The organism is Streptomyces sp. NPDC055749 (assembly GCF_053617235.1).
The window spans coordinates 24,818-40,765 of sequence record NZ_JBSHFH010000045.1 but is presented as its reverse complement, the minus strand read 5'-3'; the positions used below and the strand labels follow the sequence as shown (position 1 = coordinate 40,765).

General features: G+C 70.4%; 13 protein-coding genes. 9 read left to right on the top strand and 4 right to left on the bottom strand.

Going from position 1 to position 15,948, the window contains the following annotated elements:
* Positions 1-197 precede the first annotated feature (197 nt).
* The 6 genes from ACWGO0_RS27975 to galK all read left to right on the top strand — a co-directional run bounded on the left by ACWGO0_RS27975 (position 198) and on the right by galK (position 8,205).
* Positions 198-2,030, top strand: a complete 1,833-nt coding sequence (locus ACWGO0_RS27975; protein ID WP_453540858.1) for an outer membrane protein assembly factor BamB family protein — start codon at positions 198-200, stop codon at positions 2,028-2,030.
* 55 nt (positions 2,031-2,085) lie between these two features.
* Positions 2,086-3,942 carry an outer membrane protein assembly factor BamB family protein gene (locus tag ACWGO0_RS27970; protein ID WP_453540780.1) on the top strand — a complete coding sequence of 619 codons (1,857 nt, stop codon included), beginning with the start codon at positions 2,086-2,088 and terminating at the stop codon, positions 3,940-3,942.
* Between the two features lie 225 nt (positions 3,943-4,167).
* Positions 4,168-4,869 (top strand): helix-turn-helix transcriptional regulator, encoded by a 702-nt coding sequence (locus ACWGO0_RS27965; protein WP_453540777.1) that lies wholly within the window; start codon positions 4,168-4,170, stop codon positions 4,867-4,869.
* Positions 4,870-5,018: 149 nt separating this feature from the next.
* The gene (gene galT, locus ACWGO0_RS27960) at positions 5,019-6,062 is read left to right on the top strand and encodes a galactose-1-phosphate uridylyltransferase (RefSeq protein WP_453540774.1); all 1,044 of its coding nucleotides are present in this window, start codon (positions 5,019-5,021) and stop codon (positions 6,060-6,062) included.
* Positions 6,059-7,039 carry a UDP-glucose 4-epimerase GalE gene (gene galE, locus ACWGO0_RS27955; RefSeq protein WP_453540771.1) on the top strand — a complete coding sequence of 327 codons (981 nt, stop codon included), beginning with the start codon at positions 6,059-6,061 and terminating at the stop codon, positions 7,037-7,039. The genes galT and galE overlap by 4 nt, the downstream gene beginning before the upstream one ends.
* Positions 7,036-8,205, top strand: a complete 1,170-nt coding sequence (gene galK, locus ACWGO0_RS27950) for a galactokinase (RefSeq protein ID WP_453540768.1) — start codon at positions 7,036-7,038, stop codon at positions 8,203-8,205. Before galE ends, galK begins: the two co-directional genes overlap by 4 nt.
* Here the strand turns inward: galK and ACWGO0_RS27945 are convergent.
* Positions 8,202-8,651: a GNAT family N-acetyltransferase gene (locus tag ACWGO0_RS27945; RefSeq protein ID WP_453540765.1), complete on the bottom strand. Its 450-nt coding sequence runs from the start codon at positions 8,649-8,651 to the stop codon at positions 8,202-8,204. The two genes, galK and ACWGO0_RS27945, sit on opposite strands and share 4 nt — an antisense overlap.
* A 230-nt stretch (positions 8,652-8,881) precedes the next feature.
* Between ACWGO0_RS27945 and ACWGO0_RS27940 the strand changes: the two genes are divergently transcribed.
* On the top strand, positions 8,882-9,691 hold the full coding sequence (locus ACWGO0_RS27940; RefSeq protein WP_453540762.1) for a LuxR C-terminal-related transcriptional regulator: 810 nt from the start codon (positions 8,882-8,884) through the stop codon (positions 9,689-9,691).
* On the opposite strand, the gene ACWGO0_RS27935 is transcribed toward ACWGO0_RS27940, so the two are convergent.
* Positions 9,650-10,147, bottom strand: a complete 498-nt coding sequence (locus tag ACWGO0_RS27935; protein WP_453540759.1) for a MarR family winged helix-turn-helix transcriptional regulator — start codon at positions 10,145-10,147, stop codon at positions 9,650-9,652. The genes ACWGO0_RS27940 and ACWGO0_RS27935 overlap by 42 nt on opposite strands.
* 89 nt (positions 10,148-10,236) lie before the next feature.
* On the opposite strand from ACWGO0_RS27935, the gene ACWGO0_RS27930 reads away from it, so the two are divergent.
* Entirely contained in the window at positions 10,237-11,058 is an 822-nt protein-coding gene (locus tag ACWGO0_RS27930) for a trans-aconitate 2-methyltransferase (RefSeq protein WP_453540756.1), read from the top strand.
* 166 nt (positions 11,059-11,224) lie between these two features.
* Here the strand turns inward: ACWGO0_RS27930 and ACWGO0_RS27925 are convergent, their stop codons facing one another.
* Both ACWGO0_RS27925 and ACWGO0_RS27920 read right to left on the bottom strand, forming a co-directional pair.
* Positions 11,225-11,911 (bottom strand): TetR family transcriptional regulator, encoded by a 687-nt coding sequence (locus ACWGO0_RS27925; protein WP_453540753.1) that lies wholly within the window; start codon positions 11,909-11,911, stop codon positions 11,225-11,227.
* Positions 11,908-12,870 (bottom strand): acyl-CoA desaturase, encoded by a 963-nt coding sequence (locus ACWGO0_RS27920; RefSeq protein ID WP_453540750.1) that lies wholly within the window; start codon positions 12,868-12,870, stop codon positions 11,908-11,910. The genes ACWGO0_RS27925 and ACWGO0_RS27920 overlap by 4 nt, the downstream gene beginning before the upstream one ends.
* A gap of 288 nt (positions 12,871-13,158) precedes the next feature.
* Here ACWGO0_RS27920 and ppc point away from each other — a divergent pair, with 288 nt between their 5' ends.
* Complete coding sequence (ppc, locus tag ACWGO0_RS27915) at positions 13,159-15,888, top strand: phosphoenolpyruvate carboxylase (protein WP_453540748.1); 2,730 nt, start codon at positions 13,159-13,161, stop codon at positions 15,886-15,888.
* Positions 15,889-15,948: the final 60 nt, after the last annotated feature.

Sequence of the window (15,948 nt, the reverse complement as noted above, 5' to 3'; positions counted from 1 at the left end):
GTTCTCCCTTGGGAACAGGGGGTGGACCGACCCCGTGTTCGAAGTCGTGCGGGTGGTAAAAAGAAGCCCCGCTCGACTGTCGTAACACCGCGGAAGCCATGCCCGATTCGCTCCTTTCCGAGGGGTATCAGCCCAGCGGAATCGCGGGGGAGACCGAAACGGGCACCGGACCGCACCGCACGAAGGGGGACGTGCTGATGACCCAGCCGCCCAGCCAGCAACCGCCGCAGGGAGGCTTCGGGGCTCCGCAGGAGCCGCCGCAGGGAACTCCTCAGCCGCCTCCGCCCCACGGACACCCTCAGCCTCCCCAGACCCCGCCGCCCGCGCAGCCTCCGCAGATGCCGACCGGGGCCCCGCAGACCCCGCCGCCCGGCCAGCCCGGTTACGGCTATCCGCAGGCCCCGGGCCAGGCCCCGGGACCGTACGCCCAACAGCCCGGACCGTACGGTCAGCAGCCGGGTCCGTACGGCCAGCAGCCCGGACCCTACGGTCAGCAGCCGGGTCCGTACGGGCAGCAGACGCAGGCCGGTTACGGCTATCCGCAGCAGAGTTACGCCGGTACGCCTGCGGGACCCGGTGGCGGCAGCCCGTTCAAGGGCAAGCCCGCGGTGATCATCGGCGCTGCGGTCGCCGCGCTGCTCGTCATCGGCGGCGGCGTCGTGTTCGCCACGAGCGGCGGTGACGACGACAAGAAGCCCGTCGCGAAGAAGACCACCGACGCCGGGCCGAGCGTGTCCCCCACGGTCGACGAGGGCGACGGCAACGGCGACGGCCGTGAGGTCGACGACGACCTGAACGCCGGTCGCAAGCCGGGCGAGGCGAAGGTCCTCTGGCTCCAGACGAACGACGTCGACCTGCCGCGCAACGGCGCGGACGTGTACGGCCCGTGGATCGTCGGCGACACCGTCGTCAAGGGCATGTACCGCACGGTCTCCGGCTATTCGGCCGCCGACGGCAAGCGGAAGTGGACCCTGCCGCTGGCCGCCGATCTCTGTGCGGCGCCCGCGCAGCCCACCGCGGACGGCAAGCTCGTCATCGGTGTGAAGGACAGCACCAAGGAGAGCGCCGACTGCACGCTCCTCCAGATGATCGACCTCAACACCGGCAAGCCCGGCTGGAAGAAGACGGTCGAGAAGAACAGCACCTGGGACCTGATGTCCGACATCGGCCTCGCGATCAGCGGGGACACGGTCACCGTCGGACGCACCAGCAACTCCAACGGCTATCGCGTCAGCGACGGCAAGGAGCTGTTCGGCAAGCCGGAGGGCAACTGCCAGCCGTTCGCCTTCGCGGGCGGTCCCAAGCTGATCGCCGCGGGCAGCTGCCGCACCGACGACATCGAGAACCCGCAGCACCAGATCCAGGAGATCGACCCGGTCACCGGGAAGCCCAAGTGGACGTACAAGCCCGCGCGCGGCTGGGAGATCGACAAGGTCTACTCGGTGAGCCCGCTGGTCGTCTCGCTCACCCAGGAGAAGAAGAAGCAGTGGTCCATCCTCGCCATCAAGGAGAACGGCACGCTCCGTTCCCAGCTGGACGGCGACGACGAGGACAAGTTCTCGCCCAGCTGCGGCGGCACCTTCTCCATCTTCGGTGAGAAGCTCGAAGGGTGCACCGGAGTCGCCGCCGACGCCAACACCTTCTACATGGCGACCGAGGACGACACCAGCGGCACCAGCCGAACCAACAAGGTCGTCGCCTTCAACCTGAACACCGGCAAGCCCAAGTGGAAGGCCGCGGCCCCCGCCGAGCGCGTCATGACGCCGCTGCGGATGGAGGGCGGCAACGTGCTGCTCTACCTGGACGCCTCGTACAACAAGGGCGGGGCCATCGCCACGCTCGCTCCGACCGGCGGCGCCCCCACCGTGGTGCTCCAGCACCCCGAGTCGACGTCCGGCATCGAGAGCACCTTCTTCTCGTCGAAGGTCGCCTACGCGAGCGGCCGTTCCTTCATCCTGAGCGGGCGCATCAGCGCGAGCAGCGACAAGGAGGAGAAGGAGCAGAAGACCATGATGGTCTTCGGCAAGTGACGGTTCACGACGGCACCCGACCCCACAGTCCCCTTCCTTCAGAGGTAAGCACCCCATGACCCAGCCGCCCCAGCCGTCCAACGAACCGCCCCAGGGCGGATTCGGTGCCCCGCAGGGCCCCCCGCCCGGTGGATTCGGTGCGCAGACCCCGCCGCCGTCCGACGGCTTCAGCAAGCAGCCGCCGTCCGCACCGCCGACCCCACCCGCCCCGCAGACCCCGGCTCCGGGCGGCTACGGCACCCCGCAGGCGCCCCCGCCCGCCATGCCGCCGCAGAACCCCGGCTACGGCTACCCGCAGAACCCGCCTCCCGGCGCGCCCCCGGCGCAGCCCGGGTACGGATTCCCGCAGGGACCGCCGCCCGGACAGCCCGGCATGCCCCCGCAGCAGGGGTACGGCTATCCGACCGCGCCCATGCAGCCGCAGTACCCGGGAGCGCCGGCCGGGAACGGCAAGAAGTTCTCCACGCAGATGCAGATCATCGTCGCGGCGGTGGCCGCCGTCGTGCTGATCATCGGCGCCGGGGTCGTCTACTCCGCCACCAGCGGTGACGAGGAGCCCGGCAAGAACACCGAGGCGTCGTCGGCCGGTACGACCGGTGGCGAGAACAAGGGCGGTGAGGGCGGCGGACTCGGCGGCGGCGACGAGAAGGCGCCCGCGAACACCAAGTCCGCGGTCGGCTTCCAGCTCCCGCAGCCGAAGGTCACCGACACCACGACGGTGGCGGGCTCCTGGCTCACCGACAAGGTGTACGTGAAGACCGGCGTGTACGAGATCGTCGGCTACGACCCGGCCAAGGGCACCAAGCTCTGGTCGATCCCGCTGCCCGGTCAGGTCTGCTCCGCGTCCAAGCACATGAGCAAGGACTTCAAGACGGCCGTCGTCTTCGAGGCGGGCAAGCCGACGAAGGCGGAGAAGTACCAGCCCTGCAACCAGGTCGGCGGACTCGACCTGGCCACCGGCAAGATGATGTGGAGCAAGGGAGTCACGGCCGCCACCGGCGGTGACGAGCCCATCAGGTTCGACGAGGTCACGGTCAGCGGCGGCACGGTCGCCGCGGGCGGGACCAGCGGCGGCGCCGCGTTCAACCTCGCCACCGGCGCCGAGCTGTGGAAGCCGACGGCCGACGCCGACGGCTGCTACGACATGGGTTACGGCGGCGGCCCGGCCCTGGCCACGGTCCGCAAGTGCGGTACGTACGACGCCCCGCAGCTGACCGTCCAGTCGCTGAACCCGACCACGGGCGCCCCGGTCTCCTCGTACAAGATGCCGGCCGGTGTCGAGTACGCGAGCATCGTCTCCACCAAGCCGCTCGTCGTCGCCGCCGATGTCGGCGACACCGCGGGTGACGGCAGTGGCATCTCGGACTTCTTCTCGATCGACGCCGCCACCGGCAAGCTGCTCGTCCGGATCTCGGCCGACGCGGACAAGTACGCGGCCCGCTGCGGTTCCACCGAGGTGGAGACCTGCCAGCACCTCGCCGTCGGCAACAACAGGCTGTACGTGCCGACCGAGGAGCACGAGGGCGGTGGCGAGTACGGCGACACCAACGAGATCGTCGCCTTCGACCTGACCACCGGCAAGCTCGTCGGCGGCAAGGCCGACGCGGGCGACCGCTACACGCTGACGCCACTGCGCATGGACGGCACCAACGTCCTCGCGTACAAGCAGCCCCCGTACGACAAGGGCGGCCAGATCGTCTCCATCGACGGCGCGACCTTCAAGGAGACGCTGCTGATGGAGAACCCGGGCGAGGAGGCGGTCCGTGACGCGGAGAGCAGCTTCTCCGGGGACTACTCCGAGGTCATCTACTCGAAGGGACAGCTGTTCCTGTCCGAGACGATGATCAGTGAGCCGCGCGAGAGCTCGCTGGACGACAAGGAATACCTCGTGGTCTCCTTCCGCACCAGCTGACCCCGCTCCCGCTCCGCACGCACACGGCCCTGCCGGTCGATCAACCGACCGGCAGGGCCGGTCGTTTTCTGTCCGCCAAGTACCCCTCAAGGAAGCAGAATCCGGCATTCTCGGGTGCTTCTGGGGGCTAAGGGGCGCGCCAGGTCGAACAAGCGTGTAGCTTGCCGGGTCAAGGCCGGGGGGCCGGGCTCGCAGGGGCATACAGGGGTACATGGGGGTTGCTCGATGAGCGTGCGGCTCATGGTGGTCGACGATCACAGACTGCTCGCCGAGGCACTTGCCTCGGCGCTGAAACTGCGCGGGCACCGGGTGCTCGCCGCAGCCGCGCCGACGGCGGGCGCGGCCGAACTGGTCGTCAGCAGGGCGCCGGAGGTCTGCCTGTTCGGGACCGCGACGCCCGCGGAGCCGGGGACGTTCGACCCGATCGTGCGGATCGGGCGGGAGCGCCCGCAGGTGGCGGTCGTGGTGCTCGGCCCGGTGCCGAGCCCGCGCGGGATCGCGGCGGCTTTCGCCGCGGGGGCCGCCGGGTATGTCCGTCACGACGAACGCATAGAGGGCGTCGAACGGGCGATCATCAAGGCCAGGGCCGGTGAGAGCGCGGTCGCGCCGCAACTGCTCAGGGCGGCCTTCGCGGAGCTGCTCAACCCGGCGGTCCAGCCGGACGACGAGGGCCAGCGGCTGCTGCGGATGCTCACCCCGCGCGAGGTCGAGGTGCTGGTGCGGGTCGCGGAGGGCGAGGACACCCGGCTGATCGCGGCCGGTATGGGGATCGCGTCGAGCACCGCGCGTACGCATGTCCAGCGGGTGCTGATGAAGCTGGGCGTCGGCTCCAGGCTGGAGGCGGCGGCGCTCGCCGCCCGTACCGGGCTGCTGGACCGGGCGGCCCTGGACACCCGGCAGGGACCGGGACCGGGCCTCCCCGCCTGAGTTCCGGCCCTTTCACCGGACACCACCCGAACCGAACACCACCACACACAGTCACGAGGGACGCGAGGCCGTGCGCGCTCCCTGACTCACGCGTTGACTCACCTGTTGGATTGTGATTCATTGTGTGCGGTTATGTTTGGAGGAACCTGGTGAAGAAGACGGTTACGAGCCTCGCCGACGGCCGTGAGCTGATCTATTACGACTCCGCGGACGACACCGTCCGCGATGCCATCGACCGCCGACCGCTCGACGCCGTCTCGACCTCCTCGGAGGTCCGCCGCGATCTGCTCCTCGGCGACAGCGTCGCCATCGCCTCGCACCGGCAGGGACGCACCTACCACCCGCCGGCCGACGAATGCCCGCTCTGCCCCTCCGGGGACGGCCGGCTGAGCGAGGTCCCCGACAGCCACTACGACGTGGCCGTCTTCGAGAACCGCTTCCCCTCCCTCGCCGGGGACTCGGGCCGCTGCGAGGTCGTCTGCTTCACCTCCGACCACGACTCCTCGTTCGCCGACCTCACCGAGGAGCAGGCGGGCCTGGTCCTGGAGGCGTGGACCGACCGCACCGCCGAGCTCGCCATGCTCGATCAGGTCACCCAGGTGTTCTGCTTCGAGAACCGGGGCGCCGAGATCGGCGTCACCCTCGGCCACCCGCACGGACAGATCTACGGCTACCCCTTCGTGACCCCGCGCACCGAGCTGATGCTGCGCTCGGCGCGCCTGCACCGCGAGGAGACCGGGCGCAACCTCTTCGACGACGTCGTGGCCCGTGAGCTTGGCGACGGCGCCCGTGTGGTGCTCTCCGGCGAACACTGGGTGGCCTTCGTGCCGTACGCGGCGCACTGGCCGTACGAGGTGCACCTGTACCCGCGCAGCCGCGTCCCCGACCTGCGGGAGCTCGACGAGGCGGCCCGCAGAGAGTTCCCACAGATCTACCTGGAACTCTTGAGGCGGTTCGACCGGATCTTCGGCCCCGGCGAGCCGCCGACCCCGTACATCTCGGCCTGGCACCAGGCCCCGTTCGAAGTCCCCGGCCGGGAGGACTTCGCGCTGCATCTGGAGCTTTTCACCATTCGCCGCACCTCCGGCAAACTGAAGTTCCTCGCGGGCTCCGAATCCGGTATGGGCGCATTCATCAACGACGTGCCGCCGGAGGCCGCGGCAGAGCGACTGCGAGAGGTAGCGAGCCAGTGAGTAACTCCCGGAAGAAGTACCTGGTGACCGGCGGCGCGGGATACGTCGGCAGTGTGGTCGCCGCACATCTCCTGGAAGCCGGTCACACGGTGACCGTCCTCGACGACCTCTCGACCGGTTTCCGGGAGGGTGTGCCCGAGGGTGCCGAGTTCATCGAGGGCCGCATCCAGGACGCCGCCAAGTGGCTGGACTCCACCTACGACGGCGTGCTGCACTTCGCCGCGTGCTCCCAGGTCGGCGAGTCCGTCGTCGACCCGGAGAAGTACTGGGTGAACAACGTCGGCGGTACCACCGCCCTGCTCGCCGCGATGCGCGGCGCCGGGGTGCGCACCCTGGTCTTCTCCTCCACCGCCGCCACCTACGGCGAGCCCGCGTCCAGCCCCATCACCGAGGCGTTCCCGACCGCGCCGACCAACCCGTACGGCGCGAGCAAGCTCGCCGTCGACCACATGATCACCGGCGAGGCCGCCGCGCACGGACTGGCCGCGGTCTCCCTGCGCTACTTCAACGTGGCGGGTGCGTACGGCAGTTCGGGCGAGCGTCACCACCCCGAGACGCACCTCATCCCGCTCGTCCTCCAGGTCGCCCTCGGACAGCGCGAAACGATCTCCGTGTACGGGGACGACTACCCGACCCCGGACGGCACCTGCGTCCGCGACTACATCCACGTCGCCGACCTCGCCGATGCCCACCTCCTCGCCCTCGACGCCGCGGCCCCCGGCGAGCACCTGATCTGCAACCTGGGCAACGGCAACGGTTTCTCCGTACGCGAGGTCATCGAGACCGTCCGCCAGGTCACGGGCCACCCCGTCCCCGAGACCCCGGCCCCCCGCCGCGCCGGCGACCCGGCCGTGCTCGTCGCCTCCGCGGCCACCGCCAGGGAGCGCCTCGGCTGGCAGCCGTCCCGCGCCGATCTGGCCGGCATCGTCGCGGACGCCTGGGCGTTCGCCCGCAGAGAGGAGTTCACCACCTCATGACCACTGGATCCGCCGACATCGAGGCTGCTTTCAGCGAGCTGTACGGGAGCGCCCCGGAAGGAGTGTGGGCCGCGCCCGGACGAGTGAATCTGATCGGTGAGTACACCGACTTCAACGACGGCTTCGTGATGCCGCTCGCCCTCCCGCACACCGCGCTCGCGGCCGTCGCACGCCGCACCGACGGCGAACTGCGGCTGCACTCCACCGACGTCCCCGGCGGCGTCGTCCAACTCCGCGTCGACGAGCTGGCCCCGCACGAGGGGCACGGCTGGGCGGCCTACCCGGCAGGCGTCGTCTGGGCGCTGCGCGAGGCCGGTCACCCGGTCACCGGCGCGGACATCCAGCTCACCTCCACGGTCCCCACCGGCGCCGGCCTCTCCTCGTCCGCCGCGCTCGAAGTGGTCACCGCGCTCGCTCTGAACGACCTGTTCGATCTTGGCCTGAGCCCCGCCGAACTGGCGGTGCTCGGCCAGCGCGCGGAGAACGCGTTCGTCGGCGTCCCCTGCGGCGTCATGGACCAGATGGCCTCGGCCTGCTGCACCGAAGGTCACGCCCTCCACCTCGACACCCGTGACCTCACCCAGCGCCAGATCCCCTTCGACCTGGCCGCCCACGGTCTGCGGCTCCTGGTCGTCGACACCCGGGTCAAGCACGCCCTGGGCGACGGGGCGTACGCCGAGCGGCGCGCCGGCTGCGAGGAGGGCGCCCGGCTCCTCGGCCTGCGCACGCTGCGCGACCTCCCGTACGAGGGTCTCGGCGCCGGGCTCGCCACCCTGGCCGAGGCCGGCGCCGACGAGTCCGTCGTGCGCTACGTACGCCATGTGGTCGGTGACAACCACCGGGTCGAGCAGGTCATCGCGCTCCTGGACGCGGGCCTGGTGCGCGCGGCGGGCCCGGTCCTCAACGAGGGCCATGTCTCGCTCCGCGACGATCTGCGGGTCTCCTGCCCGGAGTTGGACCTGGTCGTCGCCACGGCGAACGAGGCCGGGGCGCTCGGCGCCCGGATGACCGGTGGCGGCTTCGGCGGCTCGGCGATCGTGCTGGTGGAGGAGGCGGACGCCGAAGCGGTCACCAAGTCGGTACGGGAGGCGTTCGCTTCGGCGGGTTACGCGGCGCCGGGAGTCTTCCCCGCCGTACCGTCCGCGGGGGCCCGCAGGATCGGTTAGGGCTGCACGAGCCGCTTCACGAGGATGAACTCGGTGACGCCGGGCGGGTAGTTGTCGACCCGTCCGGCCAGCTCGTACCCCTGCTTCCCGTAGAAGGCGGGGGCCTGGAAGTCCCAGGTCTCCAGCCGCGCGTCGGTGCAGGACCGCTCGGTGCGGGCCACCCGCTCGGCCTCGGCCAGCAGTCGCGCACCGAGACCGAGCCCGCGGTGCGTGGCCTCCACCCAGAGCAGCTCCACATGGAGCCAGTACGCCCAGGTCCGTCCGCACAGTCCGCCGACGACTCCGCCCTCCTCGTCCAACAGCCAGACCTCCAGGGGAACTTCGTGCTCGGCAGGGGTGGAGAGCAGGGCGCGGAGCTCGGGTGACGCGGCTCTGTTGTCATCACGCAGTCGACCGCTCAGCAGAATGCGACGTTCTTTGTCTACTTCTGTCTCAAGACGGAACATGAATCACACCCTAAACACCCTGGCCGACCAGTTCTGTGAATTCGCTTCCGCTCCCGGCCCCCGCCCGTACGCTGATGCTCAGCACCGGTGGGGGCCGGTGCCGATTCAGGGGAGCGAGACAGTCGGGTACGACGCCCGGGACGGGGTGGCGAACGGTGCACGGCGGCGGCCGTGAGCTGTGGGCCACCGTAAAGTTCCGGGCGTCGTACCCGTAGTTGTCGGTCCCCACGATGGGGGTGTCTGTGGCTCGTATCCGGGTTCTGGTGGTCGACGACCACCGCATCTTCGCCGAGTCGCTCGCGGCGGCCCTCGCGGCCGAACCGGACGTCGACGTGGCGGCGGCGGGCAGTGGCCCGGCCGCGCTGCGCTGTCTGGACCGCGCGCTCGCCGAAGGCCGTGCGTATGACGTACTGCTGGTCGATGCCGAACTGGGCATCCTGGCGACGGGCGGCGCCCGCGCCGTCCCCGTACCGAACAACGGGGCGAACGGCCTGGTGGACGGTATCTCGCTGGTCGCCGGTGTCCGCGCGGGACAGCCGTCGGTCCGTACGGTGGTGCTCGCCGAGAGGGACGATCCGCGCCGGGCGGCGGCGGCGCTCCAGGCCGGGGCGTCCGGCTGGGTGGCCAAGGACTGTTCGCTGCAACGGCTGCTCGCGGTCATCCGGGGTGTCCTGCGCGACGAGACCCATCTGCCGCCCGCGCTGCTGACCGGCGTCCTGCGGGAGCTGACGGCGGCGCGCAAGCACCGCACCGACAGCGAGCGCCTCATCGAGTCGCTGACCCCGCGCGAGTGCGAGGTGCTGCGGTGCATGGTGGCGGGCCTGGGCCGCAAGGCGGTCGCGGAGCGCCTGTTCCTCTCCCCGCACACGGTGCGTACGCACATGCAGAACGTGCTGGGAAAGCTGGGTGTGCACTCCACCCTGGCGGCGGTGGCGCTGGCGCGGCGGGCCGGGGTCGGGCCTGCCGACCTGTCGGCCGCCCCGCTGCCCGCTCAGTCGCTAGCCGGGAACGTTGTCGAACGGAGCGGTCAACTGGCGTAGCAGTCCCGCCAGTTCGCTGCGCTGGTGGCGGGAGAGCTCGCCCAGGATGGCGCGTTCCTGATCGAGCAGTCCGGCCAGTGACGCGTCGGCCTTGTCCTGGCCCTCGGCGGTCAGCCGCACGAGCACGCCGCGCCGGTCGCTCGGGTCGGGGAGACGCTCGACGAGATTCTTCTTGGTCAGCCGGTCGATGCGGTTGGTCATCGTGCCCGAGGTGACCAGCGTCTGGGTCAGGAGCTGGCCGGGGGAGAGCTGGTACGGGGCGCCCGCGCGCCGCAGCGACGTGAGAACGTCGAACTCCCAGGGCTCCAGATTGTGCTCGGAAAACGCGATCCGCCGTGCGCGGTCGAGGTGGCGGGCCAGGCGTGAGACGCGGCTGAGCACCTCGAGTGGTTCCACGTCGAGGTCGGGGCGCTCGCGGCGCCATGCAGCGACCAGTCGGTCGACCTCGTCCTCCATGTGGATCAGTGTAGAGGGTCTGTCGACATAGAGTCTCTTGAATTCGAGTCTCTTGACATCAAGATACTTTGCGGATCATCCTGGCACCCATGACCGCACCCCTCTGGGATCCGCAGCAGTATCTGCGCCACGCGGACCACCGCACCCGCCCCTTCCACGATCTCCTGGCCCGCATCGGCGAGCTCCCCGGCCACCCCGCGCCCCGCATCGCCGACCTCGGCTGCGGAGCGGGCAACGTCACCACCCTGCTCGCCGACCGCTGGCCGCAGGCCCGTATCACCGGCTACGACAACTCCCCGCAGATGCTGTCCCGCGCCGCCGCCCACGCCCGGCCGCTCCTGGACTTCGCCGAGGCCGACGCCGCGACCTGGGAGCCATCGGAGCCGTACGGCCTGATCGTCTCCAACGCGCTGCTCCAGTGGATCCCCGGCCACGCCGACCGCCTCCCCGTCTGGCTGGACGCACTCACCCCCGGCGGCACGTTCGCCTTCCAGGTCCCCGGCAATTTCACCGCCCCCAGCCACACCCTGCTGGCCGCACTCCGCGAATCCCCCCGCTGGCGCTCCCGCCTGCACGGCGAGGGCGACCGCACGGCGGCGGTCCTCGCCCCCGCCGACTACCTGAACCGCCTGCGCTCCCTCGGCTGCGAGGCGGACGTCTGGGAGACCACCTACCTCCAGACCCTCCAGGGCGAGGACCCGGTCCTCGACTGGGTGAAGGGCACCGCACTGCGCCCGGTCCTCACAGCCCTCGCCGACGACCCGGAAGCCCGCGACGCCTTCCTCACCGAATACGCCACCCTGCTCCGCACCGCCTACCCACCGGGCCCCCACGGCACGGTGTTCCCGTTCCGCCGCATCTTCGCTGTGGCGCGGAGGCCGGGGCCGCCGATCGGGGAGGATCAGAGCTGATCGAGCGCGTCCCGCGTGATGTCGATGTCGATCGGGAACGGAACACCGGCCTTGAGCCGGTCGTGGTGGATACAAAGAGTGACGCACCGCCGATGGCTGACACAGCGACGGGCCGCGCACCCCCATTTCGAGGGGTGCGCGGCCCGTATCGCCCGAGGCGGGCGCGTCAGTTCTTCCGGTGGCCTATCAGTCGTGGCTTCGACTCCAGGTTCTCCAGGCCGTGCCAGCAGAGGTTCACGAGATGCGCCGCGACCTCCGCCTTCTTCGGCTTGCGGACGTCCAGCCACCACTGGCCGGTCAGCGCGACCATGCCGACCAGGGCCTGGGCGTAGAGCGGTGCCAGCTTCGGGTCGAAGCCGCGGGCCTTGAATTCCAGGCCCAGGATGTCCTCGACCTGGGTGGCGATATCGCTGATCAGCGACGCGAACGTGCCCGTCGACTGCGCGACCGGGGAGTCGCGGACCAGGATGCGGAAGCCGTCCGTGTACGTCTCGATGTAGTCCAGCAGCGCGAACGCCGCCTGTTCGAGTAGTTCGCGCGGATGGCCGGCGGTCAGGGCGCTCGTCACCATGTCCAGGAGCTGGCGCATCTCGCGGTCGACCACGACGGCGTACAGGCCCTCCTTGCCGCCGAAGTGTTCGTAGACGACCGGCTTGGAGACCCCGGCGCGGGCCGCGATCTCCTCGACCGATGTGCCTTCGAAGCCCTTGTCGGCGAAGAGGGTACGGCCGATGTCCAGCAGCTGTTCGCGGCGCTCCTTTCCGGTCATCCGGACCCGTCGGGTCCGGCGGACGGGGGAGGGTCTGCTCTTCTCGCTGCCTGTGCTGCCGTCGGTCGCCACGTCGTCAATCATGCCGCGTCTGCGGGCGCGGGGTTGCGGCGGGCGTCGATACGGGCCGCATCGGGCCAGCGGACGTCGGAGGCCCAGCCCGCTTTCTCGAACCAGCGGATCAGCCTGGCACTTGAGTCGATCTGGCCCCTCATCACGCCGTGCCGCGCGCTCGTCGGGTCCGCGTGGTGCAGGTTGTGCCAGGACTCGCCGCAGGAAAGGACCGCCAGCCACCACACATTCCCGGACTTGTCACGGGACTTGAAGGGGCGCTTGCCGACCGCGTGGCAGATCGAGTTGATCGACCACGTGACGTGGTGCAGCAGCGCGACCCGTACCAGGGAGCCCCAGAAGAACGCGGTGAAGGCGCCCCACCAGGACATCGTGACGAGGCCGCCGACCAGCGGCGGGATCGCGAGCGAGACGATGGTGAAGGTGAGGAAGTGGCGGGAGATTCCGCGGATCGCCGGGTCCCGGATCAGGTCGGGCGCGTACTTGTCCTGCGGCGTCCGCTCCTCGTCGAACATCCAGCCGATGTGCGCCCACCACAGCCCCTTCATCAGGGCCGGCAGGGTCTCGCCGAACCGCCACGGCGAGTGCGGGTCGCCCTCGGCGTCGGAGAAGCGGTGGTGCTTGCGGTGGTCGGCCACCCAGCGCACCACGGGACCTTCGACCGCGAGGGAACCCGCGACGGCCAGGGCGATACGGAGCGGACGCTTCGCCTTGAAGGAGCCGTGCGTGAAGTAGCGGTGGAAGCCGATCGTGATGCCGTGGCAGCCGATGTAGTACATCCCGACCAGCAGGCCCAGATCGAGCCAGCTGACACCGCGGCCCCAGGCCAGCGGCACCGCCGCGAGCAGGGCCACGAACGGCACCACGATGAAAAGCAGCAGGGCGATCTGCTCGACCGACCGTTTCTTGTCGCCGCCGAGCGTGGCGGGAGGGAGGACGGGATCGTCGAGCACAGTGGGGCTGGTGGGCATGGGGAGTCCCCTGTGTGGTGAGAAGTGCGACGGATTGTGCAGGCTACGCATCCGTAACCTACGCCTTGGTAAGTATGGCAGCGGTATGGCCCGCAGTACGAGAGCTGCGCCGTCGTGGTCCTTTCTCGGGTACCCCCGAGGGCTGCGCGGCACGCCGACGACCCGGACACCTATCCTGGGAGGGTCGGACAGCGCGGTCCGCACTCTGCGTTCCCGGGGGTGACGACGCACCGCTGCATCCCCGGACCCCCTGACAGAAGTGCTCTACCACTGCAAGGAGCCGCACCTGTGAGCAGTGCCGACCAGACCCCCGCCGCCAGCCCCGAGCTGCGTGCCGACATCCGCCGCCTCGGCGATCTGCTGGGCGAGACGCTCGTACGGCAGGAGGGCCAGGAGCTCCTCGACCTCGTCGAGCGGGTCCGCGCCCTGACCCGTACGGACGGAGAGGCCGCCGCCGAGCTGCTGGGCGACACGGACCTGGAGACCGCCGCGCAGCTCGTTCGCGCCTTCTCCACCTACTTCCACCTCGCCAACGTCACCGAGCAGGTCCACCGCGCCCACGAGATGCGCGACCGCCGGGCCGCCGAGGGCGGGCTTCTCGCCCGTACCGCCGACATGCTCAAGGACGCCGACCCGCAGCACCTGCGCGAGACCGTCAAGAACCTCAACGTGCGCCCCGTCTTCACCGCGCACCCCACCGAGGCCGCACGGCGCTCCGTACTGAACAAGCTCCGCCGCATCGCCGAGCTGCTCGAAACCCCCGTCATCGAGGCCGACCGGCGCCGCCACGACCTGCGGCTCGCGGAGAACATCGACCTCATCTGGCAGACGGACGAGCTCCGCGTCGTCCGCCCGGAGCCGGCCGACGAAGCCCGTAACGCCATCTATTACCTGGACGAGCTGCACGCCAACGCCGTCGGCGACGTCCTGGAGGACCTGGCCGCCGAGCTGGAGCGCGTCGGCGTCGAGCTGCCCGCCGGCACCCGGCCGCTCACCTTCGGCACCTGGATCGGCGGCGACCGCGACGGCAACCCCAACGTGACGCCCGCCGTCACCTGGGAGGTGCTGATCCTCCAGCACGAGCACGGCATCACCGACGCACTCGAACTCATCGACTACCTGCGCGGCCTGCTGTCCAACTCCATCCGCTACGCGGGCGCCACCGACGAGCTGCTGAACTCCCTCCAGGCGGACCTGGAGCGCCTCCCCGAGATCAGCCCCCGCTACAAGCGGCTGAACGCCGAGGAGCCCTACCGCCTCAAGGCGACCTGCATCCGGCAGAAGCTCGTCAACACCCGCGAGCGCCTCGCCACCGGCACCCCGCACCGCCCCGGCTGCGACTACCTCGGCACCGCCGAACTCATCGCCGACCTGGCGCTCATCCAGACCTCGCTGCGCGAGCACAAGGGTGCGCTCTTCGCCGACGGCCGGATGAACCGGACGATCCGTACGCTGTCCGCGTTCGGGCTCCAGCTCGCCACCATGGACGTACGCGAACACGCCGACGCCCACCACCACGCCCTCGGTCAGCTCTTCGACCGGCTCGGCGAGGAGTCCTGGCGCTACGCCGACATGCCGCGCGACTACCGGCAGAAGCTCCTCGCGAAGGAGCTGCGCTCCCGGCGTCCGCTCGCCCCGACCCCGGCACCGCTGGACGCCGCGGGCGAGAAGACCCTCGGTGTCTTCCACACCATCAAGGAAGCCTTCGAGCGGTTCGGGCCCGAGGTCATCGAGTCCTACATCATCTCGATGTGCCAGGGCGCCGACGACGTCTTCGCGGCAGCCGTACTGGCCCGCGAGGCCGGGCTCCTCGACCTGCACGGCGGCTGGGCCAAGATCGGCATCGTGCCGCTCCTGGAGACCACCGACGAGCTGCGCGCAGCCGACGTCATCCTCGACGAGATGCTCGCCGACCCCTCGTACCGCCGGCTCGTCTCGCTCCGCGGCGACGTGCAGGAGGTCATGCTCGGGTACAGCGACTCCTCCAAGTTCGGCGGCATCACCACCTCCCAGTGGGAGATCCACCGCGCCCAGCGCCGGCTGCGTGACGTCGCGCACCGCTACGGCGTGCGGCTGCGCCTCTTCCACGGCCGCGGCGGCACCGTCGGCCGCGGCGGCGGCCCCTCGCACGACGCGATCCTCGCGCAGCCCTGGGGCACGCTGGAGGGCGAGATCAAGGTGACCGAGCAGGGTGAGGTCATCTCCGACAAGTACCTCATCCCCGCGCTCGCCAGGGAGAACCTGGAGCTGACCGTCGCGGCCACCCTCCAGGCATCCGCGCTGCACACCGCGCCCCGCCAGTCCGACGAGGCCCTGGCCCGCTGGGACGCGGCCATGGACACCGTCTCCGACGCCGCGCACGCCGCGTACCGCAAGCTGGTCGAGGACCCGGACCTGCCGACGTACTTCCTCGCCTCCACCCCGGTGGACCAGCTCGCCGACCTGCACCTGGGCTCGCGGCCCTCCCGCCGCCCCGGTTCGGGCGTCTCGCTCGACGGCCTGCGCGCCATCCCGTGGGTCTTCGGCTGGACCCAGTCACGGCAGATCGTGCCCGGCTGGTACGGCGTCGGCTCCGGCCTCAAGGCGCTGCGCGAGGCCGGTCTGGACACCGTCCTGGACGAGATGCACGAGCAGTGGCACTTCTTCCAGAACTTCCTCTCCAACGTCGAGATGACGCTCGCCAAGACCGACCTGCGCATCGCCCGCCACTACGTGGACACCCTCGTCCCCGACGAGCTCAAGCACGTCTTCGACGCCATCGAGGCCGAGCACGCGCTGACGGTGAAGGAAGTCCTCAAGGTCACAGGCAACACCGAACTGCTCGGCACCAGCCCGGCGCTCCAGCAGACCTTCGCCATCCGCGACGCCTACCTGGACCCGATCTCCTACCTCCAGGTGTCGCTGCTGGCCCGCCAGCGCCAGGCGGCCGAGCGCGGCGAAGAGGCGGACCCGCTGCTCGCACGGGCCCTGCTGCTCACCGTGAACGGTGTCGCGGCGGGTCTGCGCAACACCGGCTGATCCGCTGCCGCTGCCATTCCCGGTCCCGTTCCCGTTCCCGTTCCCGGGCAGTGGGCGGGT

Excerpts from the sequence above, each read along its gene's own strand:
- ACWGO0_RS27975 (WP_453540858.1), top strand. The coding sequence starts at position 198 with ATGACCCAGCCGCCCAGCCAGCAACCGCCGCAGGGAGGCTTCGGGGCT.
- ACWGO0_RS27970 (WP_453540780.1), top strand. The coding sequence starts at position 2,086 with ATGACCCAGCCGCCCCAGCCGTCCAACGAACCGCCCCAGGGCGGATTC.
- ACWGO0_RS27965 (WP_453540777.1), top strand. The coding sequence starts at position 4,168 with ATGAGCGTGCGGCTCATGGTGGTCGACGATCACAGACTGCTCGCCGAG.
- galK (WP_453540768.1), top strand. The coding sequence starts at position 7,036 with ATGACCACTGGATCCGCCGACATCGAGGCTGCTTTCAGCGAGCTGTAC.
- ACWGO0_RS27945 (WP_453540765.1), bottom strand. The coding sequence starts at position 8,651 with ATGTTCCGTCTTGAGACAGAAGTAGACAAAGAACGTCGCATTCTGCTG.
- ACWGO0_RS27940 (WP_453540762.1), top strand. The coding sequence starts at position 8,882 with ATGGGGGTGTCTGTGGCTCGTATCCGGGTTCTGGTGGTCGACGACCAC.
- ACWGO0_RS27935 (WP_453540759.1), bottom strand. The coding sequence starts at position 10,147 with ATGGAGGACGAGGTCGACCGACTGGTCGCTGCATGGCGCCGCGAGCGC.
- ACWGO0_RS27930 (WP_453540756.1), top strand. The coding sequence starts at position 10,237 with ATGACCGCACCCCTCTGGGATCCGCAGCAGTATCTGCGCCACGCGGAC.
- ACWGO0_RS27925 (WP_453540753.1), bottom strand. The coding sequence starts at position 11,911 with ATGATTGACGACGTGGCGACCGACGGCAGCACAGGCAGCGAGAAGAGC.
- ACWGO0_RS27920 (WP_453540750.1), bottom strand. The coding sequence starts at position 12,870 with ATGCCCACCAGCCCCACTGTGCTCGACGATCCCGTCCTCCCTCCCGCC.